We start from the raw sequence: 22,646 nt of genomic DNA, 5'->3' as shown, positions 1-22,646 counted from the left end.
GACGAAAGGTTCCCCATGTCCAACCCTATTGAATCCCGCATCGCCGAGCTTGGCCTGACGCTACCCGACGCGCCCGCGCCGGCCGCAAATTATGTGCCCTTCGTGCAAAGCGGGTCGTTGGTGTTCATCTCTGGCCAGATCTCGAGCGGGCCGGACGGGTTGATCTGCGGCACCCTTGGGGTCGACACCTCGGTCGAGGATGGCGTGAACGCCGCCCGCGCATGCGGGCTTGCGCTGATTTCGCAGTTGCGCGCAGCTTGCGGCGGCGACCTGACCCGCGTGAAACGCGTGGTCAAGCTGACCGGGTTCGTTAATTGCGCCGCTGATTTCACCGACCAGCCCAAAGTCGTGAACGGCTGTTCCGACCTGATGGTTGCCGTGTTTGGCGAAGCTGGAAGGCACGCGCGCGCCGCAGTGGGTGCCCCAAGCCTACCGCTTGGCGTGGCCGTGGAAATTGAGGGCATATTCGAGATTGCCTGACCTGCCACCGGAATTTCTGGCCCGCCCCATCGCGCATCGCGCGCTGCATGGGCGCGCGGGGCCAGAGAATTCGCGCGCCGCAATCGCAGCAGCCTTATCGGCGGGGTATGGCATAGAGATCGACTTGCAAGCCAGCCGCGACGGTGTGGCCATGGTGTTCCATGATGCGCATCTGGACCGGCTGACGCGGGCCAAGGGTGCAGTGGCCGCCCGCACCGCACGCGACCTGACCCGGCTGCGTCTGCGCGGCACGTCCGAGCGCATCCCGACCTTGCGCGAGGTTCTGGCGCTGGTCGCAGGTCGCGTGCCCTTGCTGATCGAGGTGAAGGATCAAAGCGGCACGCTCGGCCCGGTCGATGGGCGGCTGGAGGCAGACACCGCCGCCGCATTGACAGGCTACAAAGGCCCGGTCGCGGTCATGTCGTTCAACCCTTACAGCATGGAGGCGATGGCACGGCTGGCCCCGGACATTCCGCGCGGGCTGGTGACGTCCGCCTTTGCGCCAGAAGGTTGGCCGGGACCTGCGCCTGAACGACTGGCCAAACTTGCCACGATCCCTGATTTTGACCGCGTTGGCGCCAGCTTCATTTCGCATGATTGGCGCGGGCTGGACATGGCACGGGTTACGGCGCTGAAAGCGATGGGCGTGCCCGTTTTGTGCTGGACCATCAAAGACCCCGCACAAGAGGCACAGGCACGGCAAACAGCCGACAACATCACCTTCGAAGGTTACACGCCGTAGCGCGCCATGAAGGTCGTCACCGCGCCGTCGAGCACGCGTGCGATTTCATCAGCCGAAAAGCTGTGCTGCACTCCGCAAATCATCCGGTCGCAAATTGTCGTCTGGCACAGTTGGAAGAACTGATCGGCCGCAAGATCGATGTCATCCACCCGAAGCACGCCGCGCGCATCGGCCTCGCGCAAATAATCTCCGAAGCGTGCGCGGCCCAGTTCCGGCCCACCTTCGTAAAAGGCCAGACCAATTTCGGGAAAGCGCGGCGTTTCAGCCACGCAGATCCGATACATCGCGAGCGCGAAATCAGAGGTCAGATATTCTAGCATCCGACGCCCGGCTTCGCGCAGCGCCTGCTGCGGGGCCAGATGCGTGTCAGCCAACTCTACCGCCGAATCCGCCAACCGCAACATTTCCGCCCGATACATGGCGGTGAACAAGTCCCGTTTATCCGCAAAGTAGCTGTAAACCGTAGCTTTTGACACGCAAGCCGCGCGTGCAATCTCATCCATGCTGGCGCGCTCGTAGCCATGCGCGACGAACACGTTTCGGGCACCGTCGAGCACCTGTTTCACCTTGCGCCCTTGCGGGATCGTAATGTCTGCTGTTGTCATGCCTGCTCCTGCCTCCTTCTGAAGATAGGCACTTGCGCCCGACATGAAAAGCGGTTCCGCTGGCGAGCATACGGCCATCATGTTAACAGGTTCAGGACATGTTGACGATCTTTCTGGAAACCTTGCCGTTTTTCGCCCTGATCGGTCTTGGCCTTGGGGCGGCGCGGCTTGGTGTCTTTCCGCCAGAGGCCACGGTCTACCTGACGAAGTTCGTCTTCTACTTCGCGCTCTCGGCGCTGCTATTCGGCTTTTCCGCGAATCTGGGGCTGGAGGAAATCTGGCAACCGCGCGTGATCGCCGCGTATCTGCTGGCCTGTCTGACGGTGTATCTGGCGGTAATGTTCATTGCCTTTCTACGCCGTGCCAGCCTGTCAGAGGCCACAATCGAAGCGCAATGCGGGATAATCGGCAATACGGGCTTTATGGGGCTGCCGATGCTGGCGCTGCTGTTGGGGCCAGAATCTGTGCCCTTCATGTTGATTATCCTGTCGGTGGATCTTGTCGTCTTCTCGTCCCTGTTCACCATGATGATAACGCTGGCCCGGCAAGGCCAGATCGACCGTGCGCTGCCTTTGAAACTGCTGGGCGCGGTGGCGCGCAATCCGATGGTGGCGGCCATGGTGCTTGGGTTGGCATGGGCCAGCACAGGGTTCGCCCTGCCCGCACCTATAAATGACACGCTCATACTGTTGGGGGCCGCCGCCACGCCCGGCGCGCTTTTCGCTATCGGCGCTTCTCTCGCAGACAAGCGGGTGGAACGGTTGGGCATTGTCAGTTGGTTGACCTTCGTGAAACTGGTGCTGCACCCGGCAGTCGTGGCCCTGTTTGCGTTGGTCGTGTTTCGGTTGGACCCGGTGGCAAGCGCCGTTCTGATTGCAGGCGCGTCGCTTCCGGTTGCGGGCAATGTGTTCATTCTGGCGCAACACTACAATGCCGGGCCGTCACGGGTGTCGGCCACGATCCTTGTCTCAACGCTTATCAGCATGGCGACCATACCGCTGGTCGTTGCATGGGTCAGCGGGTTCTGACACTTTGCCCCCAAACCAAGAGGGGACACGACATGGAAACGATTTCGGAAAACAAATGCTTCGGCGGTGTGCAGGGCGTGTATCGCCATCCATCCAAGGCCACCGGCTGCGACATGACCTTCGGCCTGTTCCTGCCTGCCGAAGCGGCGCTGCACCCGGTGCCCCTGCTGTGGTATTTGTCGGGTCTGACCTGCACGCATGAAAACGCCATGAGCAAAGCGGGATTGCAGGCACATGCGGCGGCGCATGGGCTTGCCGTGGTGTTCCCCGACACCAGCCCGCGCGGCGAGGGTGTTGCCGATGATCCGGCCTATGACCTTGGCCAAGGTGCGGGCTTTTATGTCAACGCCACGCAGACCCCATGGGCGCCACATTTCCAGATGTGGGATTATATTACAGACGAATTGCCCCGCGTGCTCTTTGCCAATTTTGCTTTGGAAGAAGACCGCCAAGCGATCACCGGCCATTCCATGGGCGGGCATGGCGCGCTGACCATGGCGATGCGACTGCCGGGGCGCTTCGCCTCTGTGTCAGCCTTCGCGCCCATCGCCAACCCCACGGCCAGCGATTGGGGGCGCAAGCAACTGGGGGCTTATCTGGGGGCGGATGAAAGCACTTGGGGCGTGCATGACGCGACCTTGCTGATGCAAAACGGTGGGTTTGACGGCGACATATTGATTGACCAAGGCACGTCGGACCAGTTTCTGGACCTGCTGCGGCCCGAAACCTTGGCCCAAGCCATGGCCGCGACACGCCAGCCCGGCAGCTTCCGCATGCAAAACGGCTACGATCACAGCTATTTCTTCGTCTCGACCTTCGCGGGCGAGCATGTCGCCTTTCATGCAGAGGCATTGGCCCGATGAGCGATATTCGCGCCGTCGTGTTCGACATTGGCAACGTCTTGGTCGGCTGGCAGCCCGAACTGTTTTTCGACAGCCAGATTGGGGCCGAGCGCCGCAAACGCCTGTTTGACGAGGTTGATCTGAACGGCATGAACCTGGCGGTAGACAGAGGCGCACCTTTTGCCGACAGCGTGCGCAATGTGGCAGCGCAGCACCCAAGTTGGGCAAAAGAGATCATGCTTTGGCATGACGGCTGGTCGCACATGTTTGCCCCGGTCATCGATGCAAATGTCGCGCTTGTGCGCGGTTTGCGTGCACAAGGCATGCCGGTTTTTGCGCTGTCAAATTTTGGGTGTGAGACATTCGCGCTGGCGTGTGAAACACATCCGTTCCTGACCGAATTCGACCAAAGCTATATTTCCGGGCATCTGGGGGTGCTGAAACCCGAAACCGAAATTTATGAAATCCTTGAAAAACAAAGCGGTGTTTTGCCACAAAACCTGTTTTTCATAGACGATAAACCAGAGAATATTGAAGCCGCGACCACCCGTGGCTGGCTGGGTCATGTCTTCGAACACCCCGATGCATTGAAACGGGATCTGGGTAAACACGGATTGAGTGTAGAGGCGTAAACATGACTCCATCATTCATTGGTCCGGAAATAGAACCGCAGCTTGATTGGCTGGAGTTGATCGCCGCGATAGAGACAGGGCACCGTTTGTCCAAAGCGACCATTACCGATAGCTTCCTCTATCGTGGGCAAGATACCTTGTTGTCGCGCGCAGCGTGGATTGATGGTTTGGGGTCATTGGTGAAAACCGCCACGATCTTTCCCCAAAATTCGGCAAAAAACCTGCCGAATGTTAACGGGGCCGTTGCGTTATTTGCGGATGCAACCGGCGAACTGAACGCCATGCTGGATTTTCACCTTGTCACCAAGTGGAAAACCGCAGGTGACAGCCTGTTTGCGGCCAGTAAACTCGCCCGCCCTGATAGTCGCCGGATTACGCTGGTCGGGGCGGGAACAGTTGCACGCTCTATGCATTCTGCCTATTCGGCGCTATTTCCTGACGCCCAATTTACCGTCTGGAACCGCAGCCCCGAAGCAGCACAGAATATGGCCCGGACATTGCCGCGATGCACCGCGACAGAGGACTTGCAAGCAGCCGTGTCGCAAGCCGATATTATCTGCACCGCCACCATGAGCACCGAACCCGTCTTGCGCGGCGCGTGGCTGCGGCCGGGACAGCATATGGATCTGATCGGGGCCTTTCGGCCGGATATGCGAGAGGCCGATGACGTGGCCTTGCAACGTGCGGCGTTGTTCGTCGACAATTACGACACAACGCTTGACCATATCGGAGAGCTAAAAATTCCGCTTGCCGCAGGTGTTATTCAGCGCAACGATATCCGCGCTGATTTCTACGGAGCTGCGACAGGTGCCTTTTCCCGACCGTCTGACGATGCGATCACTCTGTGCAAGAACGGCGGTGGCGCGCATCTTGATTTGATGACCAGCGGTTATTTTTTGATTAAATGGCAGCAGTCTCAGGAAAATTAAAAGACTTGAAATTAACAGAAAACTACCCCAAACAATTCGGATTGTATAGTGGAGGAAGCCATGATCGATCTGGATACTATGTCGCTCGCCGAATTGAAGAAACTTCAAAAAGAGGTGACAAAAGCTATCGAGACGTTTGAAGAACGCGAATTGAAAGCAGCCGCCGCCGAAGCCGAAGCGCTTTTGCGCGAGCGCGGGTTTACACTTGCACAGATTATGCAAGTGGGCGCGACAAAGCCACGCGCCAAGGTTGCACCAAAATATGCCAACCCTGCCGACCCAAGCCAGACATGGACAGGCCGCGGTCGCAAACCCCATTGGGTTATTGACGCATTGGCCGAAGGGAAAACGCTCGACGACCTGGCGATTTGAAGACAATCGGCAAAATAGCCCGTTTTGTTCTGCGCCTCTACAAAGTCAGCGATCAGCGCAATATTGGGCTGATCGCGGCAGGCGTTGCGTTTTTCGGGCTGCTTGCCATTTTTCCCGGTCTTGCCGCGTTGATTGCGGTTTTTGGTTTTTTCGCAGACCCGTTGGTCATTCAGGACCAACTGGGGTTGTTGGCCGACCTGATGCCACCGGCGGCCCACACACTCTTGGCAAATCAGGTCACGCGCCTTGTCTGGTCGGGTGACGGAACCTTGGGGCTGGCCAGCCTCGCGTCTATTCTGCTGGCGCTGTTTCTGGCGCGCCGCGGGGTGGACGCGCTTTTGAAAGGCCTTAACGCGGTCTATGGTGGCGAAAGACGCGCGGGGCTGGCCCAAGTCCTTGCAGTCATGGTGATAACATTGGGCATGGTGCTTGCCGGGGTTGTCGCGCTTTTGGCCGTGCTTGTTTTGCCGGTCATCCTGACCTTCTTTCCCTTGGGCGGCGTTGCCGGTTGGCTTGCCCTGCTAGGTCGCTGGGCCATCGCGCTCGGAATGCTGGCACTGTGGCTATGGGTCTTTTACCGCATAGGCCCGAACCGCCCTAGCGCCGTGCTGTGGCCCGGACTTGTGACGGCATTGGTGCTGTGGGTGGCTGCCTCTGCGGGATTTTCGCTCTATATCGGCAATTTCGGCAACTACAATCAAGTCTACGGGTCTATTGGGGCGGTGATTGCCCTGCTAAGTTGGTTTTACCTGTCAGCCTATGTGGTGCTGCTGGGCGGCGTGGTGAACGCGCTTCTGGACGAGGCGTCTGTCACCCCCAAGTCGGATGAAACCGCGCCGCTGGAGACCCTGTAAATATTTCAAACCCGGTCTCTGTAACCCCAATAGAATGTTCGAACTGTGCCGAGAGCGACTTGTCGCGCGTTACCGCTGTCCAGTCATCGGACAAAACACGCGGGTCGGGCTTGCCAAGATTGACCATCGGTTCAATCGTAAAGAACATGCCGGGTTCCAGGACGGGGCCGCGCCCGGCGCGCCCGTAATGCAGCACATTGGGCGGGGCATGGAACACCTGCCCCAGCCCGTGACCACAGAAATCACGCACAACGGACATGCGCTGGCTTTCGACATAGGCCTGAATGGCATAACCGATATCGCCAAAGGTGTTGCCGGGCCGCACTGCCTCTATGCCCATCATCAGCGCGTCATATGTCACCTGAATCAGCTTTTCCGCGCGCGGTTTCAGGGACCCGGCCACATACATGCGCGACGTGTCCCCGAACCAGCCATCGACCACCACGGTCACGTCGATGTTAAGGATATCGCCATCGCGCAGAACATCATCAGCACGACGCTTTTCCAGATCGCGCGAGATCGTTTCGTCCTTGCTTAGCGGCACTGGCGCACCCGGAATGCCATGGCAGACGACGTGGTTAACCGAAATGCAGCTTGCATGTTGATATCCGCGATACCCGACCGTGGCTGAAATCGCGCCCGCCGCTTCGACCTGTTCGGCAATAAACTGGTCAAGCGCCCCTGTGGTCTGGCCGGGAAAGACATGCTTGGCCACATCATCAAGGATACGTGCGGCCAGTTGCCCCGCCTTGTGCATACCCGCGAAATCTTCGGGAGTGTGCAGGCGGATCCCGTCGCGCGTTGTCACGCCGTGAAAAATGTCGCCCAAGGATGCCTCCACTCTTGTCATGTCGGGCAGAAACTAATGCCTGCTGGCGCTAAACACCAGTCATCCTGCCTTGATTTCAGGTAACTCCCGACAGATGCGTGACTCAGCCGCAGTCACCGCTTAGGGTATAAAGGAACCCAACACAGGCCAATATTACACAGCCACCTCATGCCATTAAATGAAACGCATATCAACGCACCGCCAAGCACAGCGCCAGACGGTTCACGTTTGGCCGCGCTGACACGCGTTTTTGCAAAAGCTGCGAAAGATCTTCAGCGCTGCGCCGCGCTGGAAAGCGACAGAACGATCGACCGGGTGCTGGGGGATATCGGCAGGGCGATGGACGCCCAGCGCGCCTATGTATTCGAGATTGTCGATTCCGTTTTCATCCGCAACACGCATGAATGGTGTGCTGCGAGTGTAGACCCGATGAAGCCGCATCTGCAACATGTGCCCTACTCGGTCTGCTCTTTGTTCTGGGAACGGTTCGTGGAATTCGGGTCCATCCATATAGAGGATGTCGATAATCTGTTGCAGACGTCAGATCTGCGGCAGGTTCTGGAAGACCAAAACATCAAAGCCCTGATAGCCGCCCCGTTCTGGCAAAACGGCGAGATGTTCGGGTTTATCGGCTTGGATTACACCGACGGTCCTCGCAGTTTCTCCAGCGAAGAAGACAACCTGATGCGCGGGTTCGCCGCCCAGACAGGAATGCTGCGGGCGCTGGAGCGCACCAGGCGAGAGTCTTTGAGGCTGGAAGCAGACTTGGCCCGCGCACGCACCCAGCTTGGTGCAACCGTCGCCGCGCTGCCGGAACTGTTGGTCGAAACCGACCGCGACGGCATTATTGTCGGGTTTCAACAAAGTACGCCGCTGACATTTGCCGCCAGCCCGCAAGAGGTGATCGGCCAATCCCCCGAAGCGGTCTTGCCGGACCACTTGGCCAGAATCTGTCGCAAGGCGATGCGCGAGGTCGATCTGTTCGGCTGGTCGCAATCGCACAACTATTCCGTAGACACCCCCCTGGGTCCAAAATGGTTTACGCTTTACGCGACCCGCCGCACTCAAGGTGTCAACACTATAGGCGCCACATCAACTGGCTATCTGTTTGTCGTCCGCGACGTGACCCATGCACAGCGACAGGACCAGCGTATCCGCCAACTTGTGCGCGTTGCAGAATTGTCGACCAATCTTATCATGCTGACCGATAAAGAGCGCCGTATACGCTGGTTGAACCCGGCGGCTGTCGAGCGCACCGGCTACACCCTGCACAGCGCCGAAAGCATGCTGCCCAGCGAAATCCTGCATCTGGCCCAAACCGAACCAGAGATCGTCAAAGAACTGTGCAACACGCTGAACAGCGGACATGCCATTCAACGCGAACTGCGCGCCCAAGCTTGTGACGGGACAATCTACTGGCTTGAACTGAACGTGCAGCCTTTGCACGACGCCATCGGTGCGATCGAAGGCTATATGGTCATTGGCATCGACACGACCAGCCACAAACAGGCAGAGGCGCGGCTGTTGCAGGATCGCAGCTTGGCGATGCGGGCCAGCCATGAGGGAATTGCGATTATCCGGCCAAACGGTCGGCTGTCTTATGCCAACCCGGCGCTGCGTCGTTTTCTGAGCATTGATCCCGACGCGAAACTTGGCGCGCTAATGTGGACGGACATTACCCCGCCCAACCTGACCGAACGCATGACAGGAATCCTGCCGGTCTTGTTGTCAGAGGGCGTGTGGGAAGGCGAATTCATGCGCAAGCTGCCGGATGGAACACCCGGACATTTCAATATTTCCCTGTCTGTCGAAACCGACGGCTCTACGCTTGCATTGATCCGCGACATCACACGCCGCCACCACGCAGAGCTTGACCGCGCACGGCTTCATGAGCAGTTACAAAAAGCGCAAGCACGCGAACTAAGCGCGCAACTTGCCGCCGGGCTGGCGCATGATTTTGTCAATGTGCTGGCCACCATCACAGGCTCTGTCGATCAGCTTGCGCCGCAAGTCGCACCATCGGCGCTGCCGGTTATCAACCGCATTCGCAGCGCCACGCAACAGGCCCGCGAATTGGCCCGCAGCCTGACCCGGCTGGAAACCGCGCGCCCCGAGGCGACCTCGCTTTCGCTGGCACAGATCATGCGCCAATCGGTCGATTTGCTGACACCGGGCCTGGACCCGCAGATCCATATGGCATTGGACCTGCCTGACGATTCGCTTTGCGTGCATGGCGACCGGATGGAACTTATGCAGCTGATGTTAAACTTGGCGCTGAATGCACGCGATGCCTGCCGCGACAGTCTGGCCCATGACCCGGATGGCGAGAACACGATAGAGCTGCGCGCAGCCCCCTGCCCGGCGCAATCCATGCCCGAATATGTCGACCTTGGCCGCATCCTTCCCGATATGCCATATGCCCTGATCGAATTGCGCGATTGTGGTGATGGGATTCCAGAACAGTTGCGCGGCACTATCTTTGCGCCCTATGTCACATCGAAAGGCGATACAGGCGCGGGACTGGGGCTGGCCGTGGTCGCCAATATTGTGCAAACGCGCGGTGCGGCGCTGCGCTTGTTGCCCAACGAACCGAAAGGCACCTGCGTTCAGGTGTTCTGGCCGTGTGAACCTATCGAAGTGCTGGCCGCGCAAAGCTCCCGGACACCACTGGCGGACACCAGTATCCTACTGGTCGACAATGATGACCTGCTGTTGCAGGACGTGGCCGACATGCTGGTTCAGGCAGGTGCCGAGGTCGCAAGCTGTATCCACCCCTCTGACGCGCTTGAGGCAATCACGCTGGCTCCGCGTGAGTGGGACATGGTTCTGACCGATTTCGACATGGACGGAATGACCGGCAGCGAGTTGGCCCAAGCAATGCATCAGCAACGCGAAGACTTGCCGATCATCCTGATGACCGGGAACAACGAGTTGCATTTTGCAACAGAATCTGTGCACACTGAGTTTGCTGCGACCTTGCGCAAGCCAATTTGTCAAACAGTCCTGATTTCTGTTCTGCTCGCCGCCAAATTGAGGTCTCAGCGTCACATCTGACCGACGTGAAAGCTGATGATGCGCCTCTTGATTGCAGATGACCACGAATTGCTGCGGGACACGTTACGCAGTTTCCTGCAACAGCAGGACGGGCTGGAGATCTGGACTGTCGGCGACCTGATGGAGGCCGTTGCAAAACTTGACGAGGGCGCCCGATATGACCTGATCCTGCTGGATTACACCATGCCCGGCATGAATGGTCTGGAAGGTCTTAAATTCTTGTTGGAGCGCCCGGACACGCCCCCGGTCGCGCTGATTTCGGGCATTGCCGAACCAGATGTCGCGTTTCGCGCAATGCAGCTAGGCGCGCAGGGGTTTTTGCAAAAGACCATGCCCGCGCGATCGTTGCTAAACGCAATCCGCTTCATGGCCGAAGGTGAAAGATTTATGCCGGTAGAGGTCGCGCTTGCCGCCGTGGGGGGGCTGGTCGCGCCGGAACGGCCCGCCACAAACCGCCCGGATGTAAGCCTGACCCCGCGCGAAACAGAGGTGCTTGCTGCGCTTTGCCGAGGCTTGACCAACAAGGAAATTGCCCGGTCCATGGACCTGAGCGAGCCCACGATCAAATTGCATGTCAAAACGCTCTATCGCAGGCTGGGCGCGACCAATCGGACACAGGCCGCCATGATCGCCCGCAACATGGGCCTAAGTTAAGCGCAAGACTGGTTTTTCAGACACGAGCCTGCTAACCTTGTCCAAAGTCGCGAAAACAGCGACAAGCAGAGGCAGACATGGCAGGACGAGCAGAACTGCACGGCGTATACGCTGTGGCATGGTGCAATATAGACATTGACGGGGCTTCCGGGCTGGACCCGAACTGGGTGCAAATCGGTTCCGAATTGCGTTGGCATGGCCGCGCGACACGGCTGGACGCGCATGACGGCCTGCTGTCACTTCATGGCGCATATGACATCCGAAAGGGGCGCGCGCGGGCAATGGCCGAGCGTCTGACAGGGCTGGCGCATCGTGACAGCCCCGAAGCCGAAGCTGCCGACGCACCGCAAGGTGGGCTGTTGCTGACAGATGGGCATCGACGTTACACGCTGCGGCTTGTCGCGCAGGGCGGCACATGGCTTGCAGTTTTCGCTGATGGACTTCCGCCGCCCGGAGCACCGCTTTGGGTGGTCGAAACACGCAATGTGGGGCAAGCACAAACACCGCCGCAATCGGTGATCTGTTTCGCGTCTGATACCGTGATTGCAACACCTGACGGCCCTTGCCCGATTGACCAGATCACGCAGGGCGACCGGGTTCTAACGCGCGATAACGGGCCGCAGCCAGTTGTCTGGGCGGGGCGCAGCAACCTGTCCGGCTTGGCCCTGCGGCGTCATCCGCATCTGCGACCGATCCGCCTGCGGCGTGGCGCTTTGGGCGGCGTGCCGGATGAGGATTTGCGCATCTCTCCCGAACATCGGGTGCTTGTGACAGGGCAGCGTGCACAGTCTTTGTTTGGCTGCGATGAAGTGCTGGTGCGCGCCGCTGATCTTCTGGACTACCGCAGCATTGCCCCCGATCTTGCCTTGCATGGGGTGGTTTATGTCCATCTTCTGCTGGAAGATCATCAAGTGCTGTTCGCCAACGGCCTGCCCTGTGAAAGTTTCCATCCCGGCATGGCGGCCCCCGATATGCTGCGCCATCACCGCGCCGACCTGCGCGGGGTTATACCGGATGTGGTGGATGAACCGCATCGTTATGGCCCAACAGCCCGCCGCTGCCTAACTGCGGGAGAGGCTGCGCTGCTGGCGGCCTAGCAACCGCCGCATTATATGCATCCAGCCACAGCCCGTCGATCCGGGCCAAGGCGGCAGCATCAAGCAGCGGTCCGTCCCAGTAGCGCCCCGAGGGGCAGACCGCGTTCAGTGCCTGCTCTTCCGCCAAAACCGGTGCGATATGGGCCGCAACACCACCAAGTGGCACCATATCCGCCAAGCCATCAAGCTGGGCGCGCGGAAATGTCAGCGCGCTTGCGGCCTCTGACAGGTTAACAAGGGCACACCCGGCCTGTGCCGCCAGCAATTCCAAGCGCGCGGATTTCGCGCGGAGGTTTTGCAATGTCGGGTCCGGGCGCAGAGGATCAGCGGCCCCCGTGCCGTAGAAATGCGTCTGACCTTGCGGATAGATCATATCGCAGCCCAGATAGGCCAGAACGCGCGGTTGCAACGCGCCCAACGCCCAATACCCGACCGTAAACGCCATGGTCGCCCCGGCATAGACAATCCCGCCAAAGCTGTTGTTGTGCGGAACATACTCATCAGAGCGCACCATGACCTGCGTGGGCTTCGTCTGTGGCGGGTGGCGTTCGGATGGAAAATCATCAGGGAACACAAGGTAGTCCCAATCAGGCCGCACCGCCCAAGAGTTGTTGATCGCCACGATCTTGTCGAACCCGTCCCGAGGCCAGTCCCGGCAGGTCAGAACATTCGGCCCGCTTCCAAGGATCAAGGCAATCATAAAGGTTTTCCCAGATTATAGACGCTAGCCGCGCCGCAAAAAACGATCAAGCCGACAAGTTGCGACAGATGCATGACAAGCAACGGCCCTCAGATGTCAAGCTATCAGAAGCGATCTAGCAGTCGACGCAGATAGTCCAACTCCTGCTCTGGGCGGTCCAATTCGGCAGACCGGCGGCGCAGTTCTTCCAACAAGTCGCGGGCACGTTCATAAACATCGTTTTCCGCCAGCATGTTCTGCTCTGTCCCGACCTCGCCGCCTTGATTGCGGGCACGACCCAAAGGATCGCGACCATCGCCATTGCCGGTTTCCGACGCGGCATCACCCTGCGCTTGCTCGCGCTGGTCCTGTGTCGCCGCATCATTCATCGCGCGCAGCCCCTCGCGCATGGCTTCCATCGCATCCGCCTGCCGGCCAAGAGCCGCGCCGCTGTCGCCTTGCTCTAATGCTTCGGCGGCATCTTCCATGGCGCGTTGCGCCTGTTCCAGCGCCTCTAGCGCGGCATCGCCTTCGGGCATGCCTTCACCGGGCAAAGGCTGCAATTGCTGCTGGCGCAAAGCCTCTGCAAGGTCGCGCTGGCGGTCAGCCAAGTCACTCGCGCTGCCACCATCTTGCTGCTGTGGATCATCGCCCTCTTGCTGGCCCTGGCCTTGTTGCTCTTCAGACTCGCCCGGTTGGCCCGGCTGCGGTTGGCCTTGCCCCTGTCCACCATCGCGGAACTCTTCCTGCAACTGTCCGAACGTGTCATCGGCCAGATCCTGCTGCTCGCGCAAGGCTTCGCCCAAACCTTCCATGGCTTCGCCACCGGGCATGGGCGGGCCATCCCCCCCCTGCCCCTCGGCCACTTGCAGGTTTTCCAGAAGCGCGTTGAGCTGGGCCATCAGCTCTGCCGCCTCATCCATACGGCCTTCTTCCATCAACTCCTGAATACGGTCCATCAATTGCTGAATCTGGTCTTGCGTAACCTCCATCCGCTCACCGCCCTGTTGCGGTTCGCCGCGTTCGCGGGGCTGCTCGGCCAATTGCTGCATGTAGTCGCGCATGGCCTCGCGCATTTCATCCATCAGCTCCTGAATCTCGGACGGGTCGGCCCCGTTGCGCATGGCTTCGTCCAGCCGTTCCTGCGCGCGCTCCAACCGGGCGCGGGCATCGGCCAATTCGCCTTCTTCCAGCAGGATCGCCAAATCCCAAAGCTTTTGTGCCAGATCGTCACGCGCCGCCGCCTCCAGCCCGCCGTCGGTCAGGCTGGCGTGTAGCAGGTCGCGCGTGTCCATGAAGCGCGCCAACGCCTCGGTCGAGCGAAAGGCGCTTTCTGCCCTATGCGAGACTGCGCGCATCAGTTGCAGACTGCGTGTGGCGTTCTCAGGCGACCACAAAAGATCGCGGCGCAGTTCGATCACCGCTGCCGCCATAGGGTCGAAAAAACGCCTTCCGGGCAGAATAACATGTGCCTCGGCGCTTTGACCGGTTTGCCCACGCGCGTCCTCAACGGTCATGGTCAGCACAACGGGCAAATTCGCCCAAGGGTGCTGCGAGAAATCCTCGATGAACGCATCCTCGATCTGATCCCGCGCGCCAGAGGCAGGCAATGGCAGAACGATCTCTAAATCAGCGCGCGGCTCCGGAGCAATTGCCAGCCCGAAACGTCGGTCAACTTCTGCAAGGTCCAGCGCAACGCGTATCTGGCCGCCGGTCACGGCATAATCATCCGTCGCCGTGAAATCCTGCCGCATCAGCCCACCGCGCTCGCGCACCGGAGCACCGGCCAGCGTTACATTGGGCGCAGCATCGCTTAACGCTGTGATTTCCCAGTCTCGCCCGGCAGGGCCACGCACGGAAATGCGCCCCGACGCCTCTATCGTGAAATCCTGCGCCATGGTGGTGGGGTCTGGATCGGTCCTGTCCGACACACTCTCGACCACGCTCATGATCCCCGGCTGGCCATAGAACCGCACGGTGACAAGGCTGCCTTCGGGCAATTGCAATGTGGGGCGGTCGACCTCGTTCAAATACAGACTGGGGCGCCCCGTGTAGTCAGGTGGCTGCACCCATGCTTCCCATGAGGGTCCGAGCGCGATTGCTTCTGCCCGCCCGGAAAGCTGTGCAAGCTCGCCAAGATCGGTGACGCGGGCGGGTGCCGCAAACAGCACGGCGACTGCTGCTGCGGTGGCGGCGATATAACGCAGCCCGAAGCGGTCAAACCGCGCCAGTCGAAGATCGCCGGGCACTGCGCGCGCTTGTTCAAGAATGCGCGACACGCGGGCCAAATGCGCGGCCCAAAGCGCTTGCGTTCCGGAATCCTCGGACCCGACCGCCACCTCGTCCGCCATTGCGGTCAGGGGGCGTCCCGGAAGCGTCTGGTCCAGACGGCGCGCAGCATCGGCACTGGCGGGCACGGGAAAGCGCCACGCCCCCCAGACAAGGCACGCCAGAAGCGCTGCCAACCCACCCAGCGCAAAACCCGTAGCCCAAGCGGCGGGCAGGACATCTTGCACCCCGAAGGCCAACGCCGCCCAGAGCAGCAAGGCAACCGTCACGAGTGGCCAAAATGCACGCGCCAGGCGTTCTGCCCAAAGCCCGAGAAGGGTGCCACGCAATGCGCGGTCAAGCGTTGTGGTTTTGCCTTGGGTCTTGGCCATGCACCCTCGCGATCGGACCGGTCACTCCGCCAGCCATTCCGGTAATGTATCGCGTGCAAGAATTTCGTCAAAGGTCGGGCGTGCGCGGATGACCGCGAATTGATCGCCATCGACCAGAACTTCGGGGATCAGCGGCCTTGTGTTGTATTCCGACGACATCACCGCGCCATACGCCCCCGCCGAGCGGAAGGCCACGAGCGCGCCAGCATCGAGCGGCGGCATGGGCCGCGCCTTGGCAAATGTGTCGCCCGATTCGCAGACCGGGCCAACAATATCGACCGGGCGTTGCTCGGTCGCGGCCTGCCCTTCCAGCACCGGGACAATATCGTGATGCGCGCCATACATGGCCGGGCGAACTAGATCATTCATCGCGGCATCAAGGATCAGGAAATCCCGCCCCTCGCCCGCCTTGGTGTAGATCACCGATGCGACCAGAAGCCCGGCATTCCCGGCAATCAAGCGGCCCGGTTCGATTTCAATTTCCACGTCCAGATCGCCCAGAACACGCTGAACCATGGCGCCATAATCCAGCGGCAAGGGCGGCGTTTCGTTCGAGCGCGTGTAGGGAATGCCCAAGCCGCCGCCCAGATCCAGCCGGGTGATGGTATGGCCATCCGCGCGCAAAGCGCGGGTCAGGTCTGCAACTTTGGTGAAGGCGGCTTCAAACGGCGCAAGATCGGTCAACTGGCTGCCGATATGCACATCGACACCGACAACCTGAATGCCGGGCAACTTGGCCGCTTGCGCGTAAATCTCTCTCGCGCGGTCGATGGGCACACCGAACTTGTCTTCCTTGCGGCCCGTCGCAATCTTTTCATGTGTTTTGGCGTCCACATCGGGGTTGACGCGCAGCGCAATCGGCGCGGTCGCGCCCAAGCCTGCGGCAACCTCCGACAGAACGGTCAATTCTTCCAACGATTCCACATTAATCTGGCGGATGCCTTCCGACAACACCAAGGCCATTTCCTCGCGGGTCTTGCCCACGCCGGAAAACACGATCCGGTCGCCCGGCACCCCTGCCGCCCGCGCGCGACGGTATTCACCACCAGAGACAACATCCATCCCCGCGCCCAACCGCGCCAACACCCGCAACACGGCGACATTCGACAGTGCCTTGACCGCAAAGCAGACCAAGTGCTCGGTGCCTGCCAAAGCTTCTTGAAACAGCCGGAAATGACGGGTCAGCGTGGCCGTGGAATAGACATAAAACGGCGTGCCAACCTGTGCCGCGATCTCGGTCAGCGGCACGTTTTCGGCATGCAGAACGCCGTTGCTATAGAGGAAGTGGTCCATCGGGGGCTTTCAATCGGGCGGCGGAGCGCGTGGCTTGGGACAGACGCCTCCGGCGGGAGTATTTAGGGCAAGATGAAAGGGTCAGTCCGGTTTCGAGCGCAGGAACAGGTACAACGGCAAGCCGCAGGACACGCCGATGCAAAAGGTCGCGGGTATGGCCACCAACCCGATATAGCGTTTGCGGGTTATGCATTCGGCGATCACGAACACGGTCAGCGCAACGGCGGCGATGGTCAGATCCCAGACAAGGCCCGAGGTTGCGGCATTGACGTGCCAAGCATCTACCATGGCCATGATCGACCAGCCGTTTTCCTGGAACCAGGTGACGAACCAATACATCGGGTGAATGGCGCCCCAAATGGCAAGGGCGAGGAAGATCAGACGCAACGGGCTCATAGTTCTGTCTGCACCCCAATCTTAATCTCTCCAGAGACGTTCAACCCCGGCTTGGGCTGCTCTGGCGCGGAAGGCAGGCCATCTGCCCCACAAGCAGCAAGGATCAGCACAAAGGCCAAAGCGGCGTATTTCATCCCAGAACCTCTTTCCAGCGGGCGATCTGCGCGCGCACATTATCGGGCGCGGTGCCGCCATGGCTGGTGCGGCTGGCGACTGAGTTGTGAACACCCAACACAGAATAGACCGCATCCGTGATTTCGCCATGCACTTTCTGCATTTCCGCAAGTGACAGGTCGGGCAGGTCGCAACCCTTGTCCTCTGCCAGTTTAACCAGGCTGCCGGTCACATGATGCGCGTCGCGGAATGGCAGGTTCAATTCGCGGACCAGCCAATCGGCCAGATCGGTCGCCGTGGAAAAACCCGAGGCGGCTGCCGCTTCCAGTGCGGGGCGGTTCGCGGTCAGGTCGCTGACCATCCCTTCCATCGCGGCCAGACCCAGTGCAAGCGTGTCGGCGGCGTCGAACACCTGTTCCTTGTCTTCCTGCATGTCCTTGGAATAGGTCAGCGGCAAGCCCTTCATAATGGTGAACAGCGCAACAGTCGCGCCCATAATCCGCCCTAACTTGGCGCGCAGCAATTCGGCCGCATCCGGGTTGCGCTTTTGCGGCATAATGCTGGACCCGGTGGAAAACCGGTCCGACATGCGCACGAAACGGAACTGGGCCGAGGACCAGATGACAAGTTCTTCGGCAAAGCGCGACAGGTGCATGGCGCAAATGCTGGCGGTCGAGAGGTATTCCAACGCGAAATCGCGATCCGAGACAGAGTCGAGCGAATTGGCCGTGGGCCGATCAAAGCCCAGCGCCCGCGCGGTCATGTGCCGGTCAATCGGGAAAGACGTGCCCGCCAGCGCCGCTGCACCCAAGGGGCATTCGTTCATCCGGGCGCGGGCACCGATGAAGCGTGACTTGTCGCGCGCGAACATCTCCACATAAGCGAGCATGTGATGGCCCCATGTGACCGGTTGTGCGGTTTGCAGATGGGTGAATCCGGGCATGACCCAGTCGGCGCCAGCCTCTGCCTGCGCTAAGAAAGCGCGCATCAACGCATCCAGCCCGCTGATGGCAACATCGCATTGATCCCGCACCCACATGCGAAAATCGACCGCGACCTGGTCATTGCGCGAGCGCGCCGTGTGCAAGCGACCTGCGGCTGGACCGATTATCTCACGCAGGCGCGCCTCGACATTCATGTGAATGTCCTCCAGCGCGGCGGAGAACGCAAAGTCCCCCGCCTCGATCTCTGCCAGAACCTGCGTCAGCCCTTTATCGATTGCCGCCGCATCTTCTTCGGTCAGAATGCCGCTTGCCGCCAGCATCGCCGCGTGCGCGCGCGAGCCTGCAATATCCTGCGGTGCCAAGCGCTTATCGTAGCCGATAGACGCGTTGATCGCTTCCATGATCGCGTCGGGCCCGGCAGAAAACCGCCCCCCCCACATGGCATTGGCAGATTTTTCGGACATGCGCGCGGCCCTTTCTCTGATGTCAGATCGCGCTTCGGCTATAGCCAAGCCAAGCGCGCTTGGCAATGAATGGGCTTTGACGGCGCGGTTGTGGAAAATACAAAAACTTTTAGCGAACATTGCTGGTTTAACCGCCGATTAAACTCTGCCGGAGAATAAACAAAGGGCAACCGCCGGAGAGACCCATGCAATTCGATGACACGCCATCAAAATCTTCGCCGTTGAGCGTGGCGGCAGATGACCAAACCCGCAATGCCATCCTGCTGGTGCGCGAAGCACTGCGCGATCGGCGTGCGATGCTGGCCTTTCAACCCGTGGTGCAGGCCCGTATGCCCAAACGGGCGGCGTTCTACGAAGGGCTGATCCGAATTATGGACACGACCGGACGGATCATCCCGGCCGGCGATTTTATCGGCGCAATCGAAACCCGCGAATTGGGCCGCAGGATCGACTGCCTTGCCTTGGAGATGGGTCTGAGCACTCTGGCCTCGGAACCCAGCATAAGATTGTCCATCAACATGTCAGCACGCTCCATCGGCTATCCGGAATGGCTGACAACACTGGAACGGGGGCTGCGTCACGACCCCAGTATTGCGGAAAGGCTGATTTTGGAAATCACCGAATCATCGGCAATGGACATGCCGGAACTGGTGATTGATTTTATGGCCGACATGCAGGAACGTGGCATCTGCTTCGCGCTGGACGATTTCGGCGCGGGCTATACCGCCTTTCGCTACCTGAAGGATTTCTATTTCGACATCATCAAGATTGACGGCGAGTTCATTCGCGGCATCAGCGCCAGCCCAGACAATCAAGCGCTGACAAAGGCACTTGTTTCGATTGCGCGCCATTTCGACATGTTCACTGTCGCCGAATCCGTCGAAACGCAGGAAGACGCGCAGCTTTTGATCGAGATGGGTGTGGATTGCTTGCAAGGATATTTCTTCGGCGCACCCTCCGTGTCCGAACCTTGGAAGACGTCGCAACTCAAGGCGCGCGGTGTGGGTTGAAGCGGATGGACATGCGACAGCGGAAGAAATCATGGTCACATCGCCTGCAAATCCAGAGCGTAGCTCGAGGGCCGAGGTCATAGCGCAGATGTAGCCCCGGTGGTTCTGTCATCGCCCGCACGCAAAACGCCATGCCGGACAATCCTGCGGCAGATGCTGCGTTGCGCCCGGAGCCCGATTTGGTCGCCTGTCAAAATTCCCTTGAAATCAGCCGGGTGAAGGTGTCCATTCAAGGGCGATGCAACGGAAAGGGACCCCATGGCGACCACGATCCTGCTGCCCATCGACCTGTCCTCACCTGCGTCCTGGGTCAAACCCATGGCCGAAGCGCAGAAAATGCTTCTGGGCGGGGGCGCGCTGCATGTTGTCAGCGTGCTGCCGGATTTCGGCATGTCGATGGTAGGCACCTTCTTCAAGGCAGGGTTCGAGCAAACGGCCCTGCACCAATTCGGCGAAGCGTTGCGCAAATGGGTGGCGCAAAACGTCCCCGGCAGCATAGACGTGCATCCGCATGTCCTGCACGGGAACATCTACGATGAAATCTTGCGCGCCGCCGATGAGTTGGACGTTGATGTCATCGTCATGGCGGCCCACCGACCAGAGGCCAAGGATTATCTGCTGGGCCCAAATGTGGCGCGTGTGGTGCGCCATGCCAAGCAATCCGTCTATGTCGTGCGGGATTGATCGCAGCTACTTGTATTCGATCAGCTTGCGTCTGCGCCCAACCGCCCGCGCACGCCAATAGCTGGCCATGCCCGTAAGTTCGGCGAACTTGCTCAGCATCAGCAGTCCAGAGGCCTGCGCGGCGCGGCGCGCGCCCAAGCCCTGCGTGCAAAACCGCCGCCATTGTCGTATACCAGAGACCGCGTAAACTGCGGCAACAGCAAGTATTGCGGGCCACCAAAACAGTAGCCCAAGCGCCGCGACACTCGGCAACACCCCGCCCCAAAGCACGGCACGGCGGCGTTGGTCGGCTGCGGCCCCGTGCAGCACGCCAAGTTCGGCATAGCTATGTCCCGCCCGCAGACTGCGCCGCCACCAGGGGGCCAAAGCGAACAGCCGCGCGTCATGTTCTGTCATTGGCGCGTCTATGCACCACGTCTGCCAGCCAGCGGCCTGCATCCGATGGCACATGTCGTCATCTTCGCCCGCGATTAACGACTCGTTGTAACCGCCAATCGCGCGCAAGGCACCCGCGCGCACCATAAGGCAGCCCGCACAGAACGTCGCCGGCCCAAGCGGTTTGTTCCATTCCCAATCGGTCATCCAGTTGTAAATGGAAGCGTCAGGCGCGGCCTCATATTGGCGGCCAAAGACCAGTCCGGCGCGCGGGTTGGCGTGCAGATGCGCCAAGGCGCGGGCAGGCCAGCCCGGTTCCAGCAGGCAATCGCCATCGATGAATTGAACAAATTCGGCCTCTGGCAGTGCCGCCAGCCCGGCATTGCGGCCCCGTGCGGCGGTAAAAGGGCGCGCAGGGTCCAGTTCGATCACCGTCACGCCCATGCCGCGCGCCGCCTGCGCCGAGCCGTCTGTCGATCCGCTATCGACATAGACGACCTGACGCGCCACCGGCTGCGCAGCCCCCAGCGCGCGCAGCAAACGCGCGCCTTCGTTGCGCCCGATCACCACCGCGTCGAAGCTGGCATCCATGATTGCACCGTCTCTTTTGCCTGTTTTTCCTGTCTAACACGGCCCCGCGCAGTCACAATCGCCCTTAGGCCAACTTGACGCCCCTGCGGTCAGGGGCTAGCGAATGGGCAACAGTTCAGACCAGAGGACACGCCCATGACCACCCCTTCCCTGCTTATCCTGCCCGGCGACGGCATTGGCCCAGAGGTTATGGCCGAAGTCCGCAAGATCATCGACTGGATGGGCGCCAAGCGCGGGCTGGACTTTGATGTGTCCGAGGATCTGGTCGGCGGCGCGGCCTATGACAAGCACGGCACGCCCTTGCATGACGACACGATGGCCAAGGCGCAAGAGGTGGATGCGGTGCTTCTGGGGGCCGTGGGTGGCCCCAAATATGATGTGCTGGATTTCAGCGTAAAACCAGAGCGCGGGTTGCTGCGCCTGCGCAAGGAAATGGACCTGTACGCCAACCTGCGCCCGGCGCAGTGTTTCGACGCTTTGTCCGACTTCAGCAGCCTGAAGCAAGAGGTCGTCGCCGGTCTGGACATCATGATTATCCGCGAATTGACCAGCGGGGTCTATTTCGGTGAGCCGCGCGGCATTCACAAGGAAGGCAATGAGCGCGTCGGCATCAACACCCAGCGGTATACCGAATCGGAAATCGCCCGCGTTGCGCGCTCGGCGTTCGAAATGGCCCGCAAGCGCGGCAACAAGGTCTGCTCCATGGAGAAGGCCAATGTCATGGAATCAGGCATTCTGTGGCGCGATGTGGTGCAGGAAATCCACGATGCGGAATATCCGGATGTAGAGTTGAGCCACATGTATGCCGATGCGGGCGCGATGCAGCTGACGCGCTGGCCCAAGCAGTTCGATGTGATCGTGACCGATAACCTGTTCGGTGATCTGTTGTCTGACCTTGCCGCCATGCTGACCGGCAGCTTGGGCATGTTGCCCTCGGCCAGCCTTGGCGCACCAATGGCAAATGGCCGACCCAAGGCGCTGTATGAGCCGGTGCACGGGTCTGCCCCCGATATTGCAGGCCAGGGCAAGGCAAACCCGATTGCCTGCATCCTCAGCTTTGCGATGGCATTGCGCTATAGCTTTGATCTGGGGGATGAGGCGACCCGCGTGGAACGCGCGGTCGAACAGGTTCTGGCCGATGGCCTGCGCACGGCAGACCTGATGGGGCCGGAGGGCGGCGTGCCGGTCTCGACCTCTGGGATGGGCGACGCGATTGTCGCGGCGCTGGACGCCAGCCTGTAAGGCACGCCGACCAAGAGGCCCCGGATCAAGTCCGGGGCGCGCGTCACGGAGTGTCGGGCGGATGGCCCCGGACTTG

The 22,646-nt window shown here is 60.3% G+C and carries 23 protein-coding genes; 14 read left to right on the top strand and 9 right to left on the bottom strand.

Annotated elements, in window-relative coordinates:
* Nucleotides 1-15: 15 nt before the first annotated feature.
* On the top strand, nucleotides 16-480 hold the full coding sequence (locus tag M3N55_RS08790) for a RidA family protein (RefSeq protein ID WP_249058158.1): 465 nt from the start codon (nucleotides 16-18) through the stop codon (nucleotides 478-480).
* Nucleotides 473-1,222 (top strand): glycerophosphodiester phosphodiesterase family protein, encoded by a 750-nt coding sequence (locus M3N55_RS08785; protein ID WP_249058157.1) that lies wholly within the window; start codon nucleotides 473-475, stop codon nucleotides 1,220-1,222. The genes M3N55_RS08790 and M3N55_RS08785 overlap by 8 nt, the downstream gene beginning before the upstream one ends.
* On the opposite strand, the gene M3N55_RS08780 is transcribed toward M3N55_RS08785, so the two are convergent.
* Nucleotides 1,210-1,827, bottom strand: coding sequence for a TetR/AcrR family transcriptional regulator (locus M3N55_RS08780; RefSeq protein ID WP_249058156.1), 618 nt, complete (start codon nucleotides 1,825-1,827; stop codon nucleotides 1,210-1,212). The two genes, M3N55_RS08785 and M3N55_RS08780, sit on opposite strands and share 13 nt — an antisense overlap.
* A 98-nt stretch (nucleotides 1,828-1,925) precedes the next feature.
* On the opposite strand from M3N55_RS08780, the gene M3N55_RS08775 reads away from it, so the two are divergent.
* From M3N55_RS08775 to M3N55_RS08750, 6 genes are read left to right on the top strand one after another with little or no spacing between them, the layout of a single operon-like run.
* Nucleotides 1,926-2,855, top strand: coding sequence for an AEC family transporter (locus M3N55_RS08775; RefSeq protein WP_249058155.1), 930 nt, complete (start codon nucleotides 1,926-1,928; stop codon nucleotides 2,853-2,855).
* Nucleotides 2,856-2,887: 32 nt separating this feature from the next.
* The gene (gene fghA / locus M3N55_RS08770; protein ID WP_249058154.1) at nucleotides 2,888-3,718 is read left to right on the top strand and encodes an S-formylglutathione hydrolase; all 831 of its coding nucleotides are present in this window, start codon (nucleotides 2,888-2,890) and stop codon (nucleotides 3,716-3,718) included.
* Nucleotides 3,715-4,329: an HAD family hydrolase gene (locus tag M3N55_RS08765; RefSeq protein WP_249058153.1), complete on the top strand. Its 615-nt coding sequence runs from the start codon at nucleotides 3,715-3,717 to the stop codon at nucleotides 4,327-4,329. Before fghA ends, M3N55_RS08765 begins: the two co-directional genes overlap by 4 nt.
* A gap of 2 nt (nucleotides 4,330-4,331) precedes the next feature.
* The gene (locus M3N55_RS08760; protein ID WP_249058152.1) at nucleotides 4,332-5,258 is read left to right on the top strand and encodes an ornithine cyclodeaminase family protein; all 927 of its coding nucleotides are present in this window, start codon (nucleotides 4,332-4,334) and stop codon (nucleotides 5,256-5,258) included.
* Between the two features lie 60 nt (nucleotides 5,259-5,318).
* A complete protein-coding gene (locus tag M3N55_RS08755; protein WP_249058151.1) occupies nucleotides 5,319-5,630 on the top strand; it encodes an H-NS histone family protein in 312 nt (103 codons plus the stop codon).
* Nucleotides 5,627-6,484 (top strand): YihY/virulence factor BrkB family protein, encoded by an 858-nt coding sequence (locus M3N55_RS08750; protein ID WP_249058150.1) that lies wholly within the window; start codon nucleotides 5,627-5,629, stop codon nucleotides 6,482-6,484. Before M3N55_RS08755 ends, M3N55_RS08750 begins: the two co-directional genes overlap by 4 nt.
* Here the strand turns inward: M3N55_RS08750 and map are convergent.
* Complete coding sequence (gene map, locus M3N55_RS08745; RefSeq protein ID WP_428982633.1) at nucleotides 6,441-7,334, bottom strand: type I methionyl aminopeptidase; 894 nt, start codon at nucleotides 7,332-7,334, stop codon at nucleotides 6,441-6,443. The two genes, M3N55_RS08750 and map, sit on opposite strands and share 44 nt — an antisense overlap.
* 147 nt (nucleotides 7,335-7,481) lie before the next feature.
* Here map and M3N55_RS08740 point away from each other — a divergent pair, with 147 nt between their 5' ends.
* The 3 genes from M3N55_RS08740 to M3N55_RS08730 all read left to right on the top strand — a co-directional run bounded on the left by M3N55_RS08740 (nucleotide 7,482) and on the right by M3N55_RS08730 (nucleotide 12,118).
* On the top strand, nucleotides 7,482-10,367 hold the full coding sequence (locus tag M3N55_RS08740) for a PAS domain-containing protein (RefSeq protein WP_249058148.1): 2,886 nt from the start codon (nucleotides 7,482-7,484) through the stop codon (nucleotides 10,365-10,367).
* A gap of 15 nt (nucleotides 10,368-10,382) precedes the next feature.
* Nucleotides 10,383-11,021 carry a response regulator gene (locus M3N55_RS08735; protein WP_346429262.1) on the top strand — a complete coding sequence of 213 codons (639 nt, stop codon included), beginning with the start codon at nucleotides 10,383-10,385 and terminating at the stop codon, nucleotides 11,019-11,021.
* Between the two features lie 77 nt (nucleotides 11,022-11,098).
* Nucleotides 11,099-12,118 carry a Hint domain-containing protein gene (locus M3N55_RS08730; protein WP_249058147.1) on the top strand — a complete coding sequence of 340 codons (1,020 nt, stop codon included), beginning with the start codon at nucleotides 11,099-11,101 and terminating at the stop codon, nucleotides 12,116-12,118.
* On the opposite strand, the gene M3N55_RS08725 is transcribed toward M3N55_RS08730, so the two are convergent.
* The 6 genes from M3N55_RS08725 to argH form a co-directional block, all read right to left on the bottom strand.
* Nucleotides 12,027-12,818, bottom strand: a complete 792-nt coding sequence (locus M3N55_RS08725; protein ID WP_249058146.1) for a hypothetical protein — start codon at nucleotides 12,816-12,818, stop codon at nucleotides 12,027-12,029. The genes M3N55_RS08730 and M3N55_RS08725 overlap by 92 nt on opposite strands.
* A gap of 104 nt (nucleotides 12,819-12,922) precedes the next feature.
* Complete coding sequence (locus M3N55_RS08720) at nucleotides 12,923-15,457, bottom strand: DUF4175 domain-containing protein (RefSeq protein WP_249058145.1); 2,535 nt, start codon at nucleotides 15,455-15,457, stop codon at nucleotides 12,923-12,925.
* A 21-nt stretch (nucleotides 15,458-15,478) separates the two neighbouring features.
* Nucleotides 15,479-16,750 carry a diaminopimelate decarboxylase gene (lysA, locus tag M3N55_RS08715; RefSeq protein ID WP_249058144.1) on the bottom strand — a complete coding sequence of 424 codons (1,272 nt, stop codon included), beginning with the start codon at nucleotides 16,748-16,750 and terminating at the stop codon, nucleotides 15,479-15,481.
* An 81-nt stretch (nucleotides 16,751-16,831) separates the two neighbouring features.
* Nucleotides 16,832-17,146, bottom strand: coding sequence for a DUF2834 domain-containing protein (locus M3N55_RS08710; RefSeq protein WP_249058143.1), 315 nt, complete (start codon nucleotides 17,144-17,146; stop codon nucleotides 16,832-16,834).
* On the bottom strand, nucleotides 17,143-17,280 hold the full coding sequence (locus tag M3N55_RS08705) for a hypothetical protein (RefSeq protein WP_249058142.1): 138 nt from the start codon (nucleotides 17,278-17,280) through the stop codon (nucleotides 17,143-17,145). The genes M3N55_RS08710 and M3N55_RS08705 overlap by 4 nt, the downstream gene beginning before the upstream one ends.
* Nucleotides 17,277-18,668: an argininosuccinate lyase gene (argH, locus tag M3N55_RS08700; protein ID WP_249058141.1), complete on the bottom strand. Its 1,392-nt coding sequence runs from the start codon at nucleotides 18,666-18,668 to the stop codon at nucleotides 17,277-17,279. Before argH ends, M3N55_RS08705 begins: the two co-directional genes overlap by 4 nt.
* A 185-nt stretch (nucleotides 18,669-18,853) precedes the next feature.
* On the opposite strand from argH, the gene M3N55_RS08695 reads away from it, so the two are divergent.
* Nucleotides 18,854-19,678: an EAL domain-containing protein gene (locus M3N55_RS08695; protein ID WP_249058140.1), complete on the top strand. Its 825-nt coding sequence runs from the start codon at nucleotides 18,854-18,856 to the stop codon at nucleotides 19,676-19,678.
* Nucleotides 19,679-19,936: 258 nt separating this feature from the next.
* Entirely contained in the window at nucleotides 19,937-20,362 is a 426-nt protein-coding gene (locus M3N55_RS08690; RefSeq protein WP_249058139.1) for a universal stress protein, read from the top strand.
* 6 nt (nucleotides 20,363-20,368) lie between these two features.
* Here the strand turns inward: M3N55_RS08690 and M3N55_RS08685 are convergent, their stop codons facing one another.
* Complete coding sequence (locus tag M3N55_RS08685; RefSeq protein ID WP_249058138.1) at nucleotides 20,369-21,328, bottom strand: glycosyltransferase family 2 protein; 960 nt, start codon at nucleotides 21,326-21,328, stop codon at nucleotides 20,369-20,371.
* Nucleotides 21,329-21,463: 135 nt separating this feature from the next.
* Here M3N55_RS08685 and leuB point away from each other — a divergent pair, with 135 nt between their 5' ends.
* On the top strand, nucleotides 21,464-22,570 hold the full coding sequence (gene leuB / locus M3N55_RS08680) for a 3-isopropylmalate dehydrogenase (protein ID WP_249058137.1): 1,107 nt from the start codon (nucleotides 21,464-21,466) through the stop codon (nucleotides 22,568-22,570).
* Nucleotides 22,571-22,646 lie beyond the last annotated feature (76 nt).

The organism is Roseinatronobacter domitianus, from assembly GCF_023336755.1.
Lineage (GTDB): Bacteria > Pseudomonadota > Alphaproteobacteria > Rhodobacterales > Rhodobacteraceae > Roseinatronobacter > Roseinatronobacter domitianus.
Note: the sequence above shows the minus strand (reverse complement) of the source record. Positions and strands in the feature narration are given on the sequence as shown.

Bases quoted from the DNA above. Each gene is read 5' to 3' on its own strand.
- M3N55_RS08775 (WP_249058155.1), top strand. From the start codon at position 1,926: ATGTTGACGATCTTTCTGGAAACCTTGCCGTTTTTCGCCCTGATCGGT.
- fghA (WP_249058154.1), top strand. From the start codon at position 2,888: ATGGAAACGATTTCGGAAAACAAATGCTTCGGCGGTGTGCAGGGCGTG.
- M3N55_RS08735 (WP_346429262.1), top strand. From the start codon at position 10,383: ATGATGCGCCTCTTGATTGCAGATGACCACGAATTGCTGCGGGACACG.
- M3N55_RS08740 (WP_249058148.1), top strand. From the start codon at position 7,482: ATGCCATTAAATGAAACGCATATCAACGCACCGCCAAGCACAGCGCCA.
- leuB (WP_249058137.1), top strand. From the start codon at position 21,464: ATGACCACCCCTTCCCTGCTTATCCTGCCCGGCGACGGCATTGGCCCA.
- M3N55_RS08765 (WP_249058153.1), top strand. From the start codon at position 3,715: ATGAGCGATATTCGCGCCGTCGTGTTCGACATTGGCAACGTCTTGGTC.
- M3N55_RS08760 (WP_249058152.1), top strand. From the start codon at position 4,332: ATGACTCCATCATTCATTGGTCCGGAAATAGAACCGCAGCTTGATTGG.
- M3N55_RS08705 (WP_249058142.1), bottom strand. From the start codon at position 17,280: ATGAAATACGCCGCTTTGGCCTTTGTGCTGATCCTTGCTGCTTGTGGG.
- M3N55_RS08710 (WP_249058143.1), bottom strand. From the start codon at position 17,146: ATGAGCCCGTTGCGTCTGATCTTCCTCGCCCTTGCCATTTGGGGCGCC.
- M3N55_RS08690 (WP_249058139.1), top strand. From the start codon at position 19,937: ATGGCGACCACGATCCTGCTGCCCATCGACCTGTCCTCACCTGCGTCC.
- M3N55_RS08685 (WP_249058138.1), bottom strand. From the start codon at position 21,328: ATGGATGCCAGCTTCGACGCGGTGGTGATCGGGCGCAACGAAGGCGCG.
- M3N55_RS08730 (WP_249058147.1), top strand. From the start codon at position 11,099: ATGGCAGGACGAGCAGAACTGCACGGCGTATACGCTGTGGCATGGTGC.
- argH (WP_249058141.1), bottom strand. From the start codon at position 18,668: ATGTCCGAAAAATCTGCCAATGCCATGTGGGGGGGGCGGTTTTCTGCC.
- M3N55_RS08720 (WP_249058145.1), bottom strand. From the start codon at position 15,457: ATGGCCAAGACCCAAGGCAAAACCACAACGCTTGACCGCGCATTGCGT.
- M3N55_RS08725 (WP_249058146.1), bottom strand. From the start codon at position 12,818: ATGATTGCCTTGATCCTTGGAAGCGGGCCGAATGTTCTGACCTGCCGG.
- M3N55_RS08755 (WP_249058151.1), top strand. From the start codon at position 5,319: ATGATCGATCTGGATACTATGTCGCTCGCCGAATTGAAGAAACTTCAA.
- M3N55_RS08695 (WP_249058140.1), top strand. From the start codon at position 18,854: ATGCAATTCGATGACACGCCATCAAAATCTTCGCCGTTGAGCGTGGCG.
- map (WP_428982633.1), bottom strand. From the start codon at position 7,334: ATGACAAGAGTGGAGGCATCCTTGGGCGACATTTTTCACGGCGTGACA.
- M3N55_RS08780 (WP_249058156.1), bottom strand. From the start codon at position 1,827: ATGACAACAGCAGACATTACGATCCCGCAAGGGCGCAAGGTGAAACAG.
- lysA (WP_249058144.1), bottom strand. From the start codon at position 16,750: ATGGACCACTTCCTCTATAGCAACGGCGTTCTGCATGCCGAAAACGTG.
- M3N55_RS08790 (WP_249058158.1), top strand. From the start codon at position 16: ATGTCCAACCCTATTGAATCCCGCATCGCCGAGCTTGGCCTGACGCTA.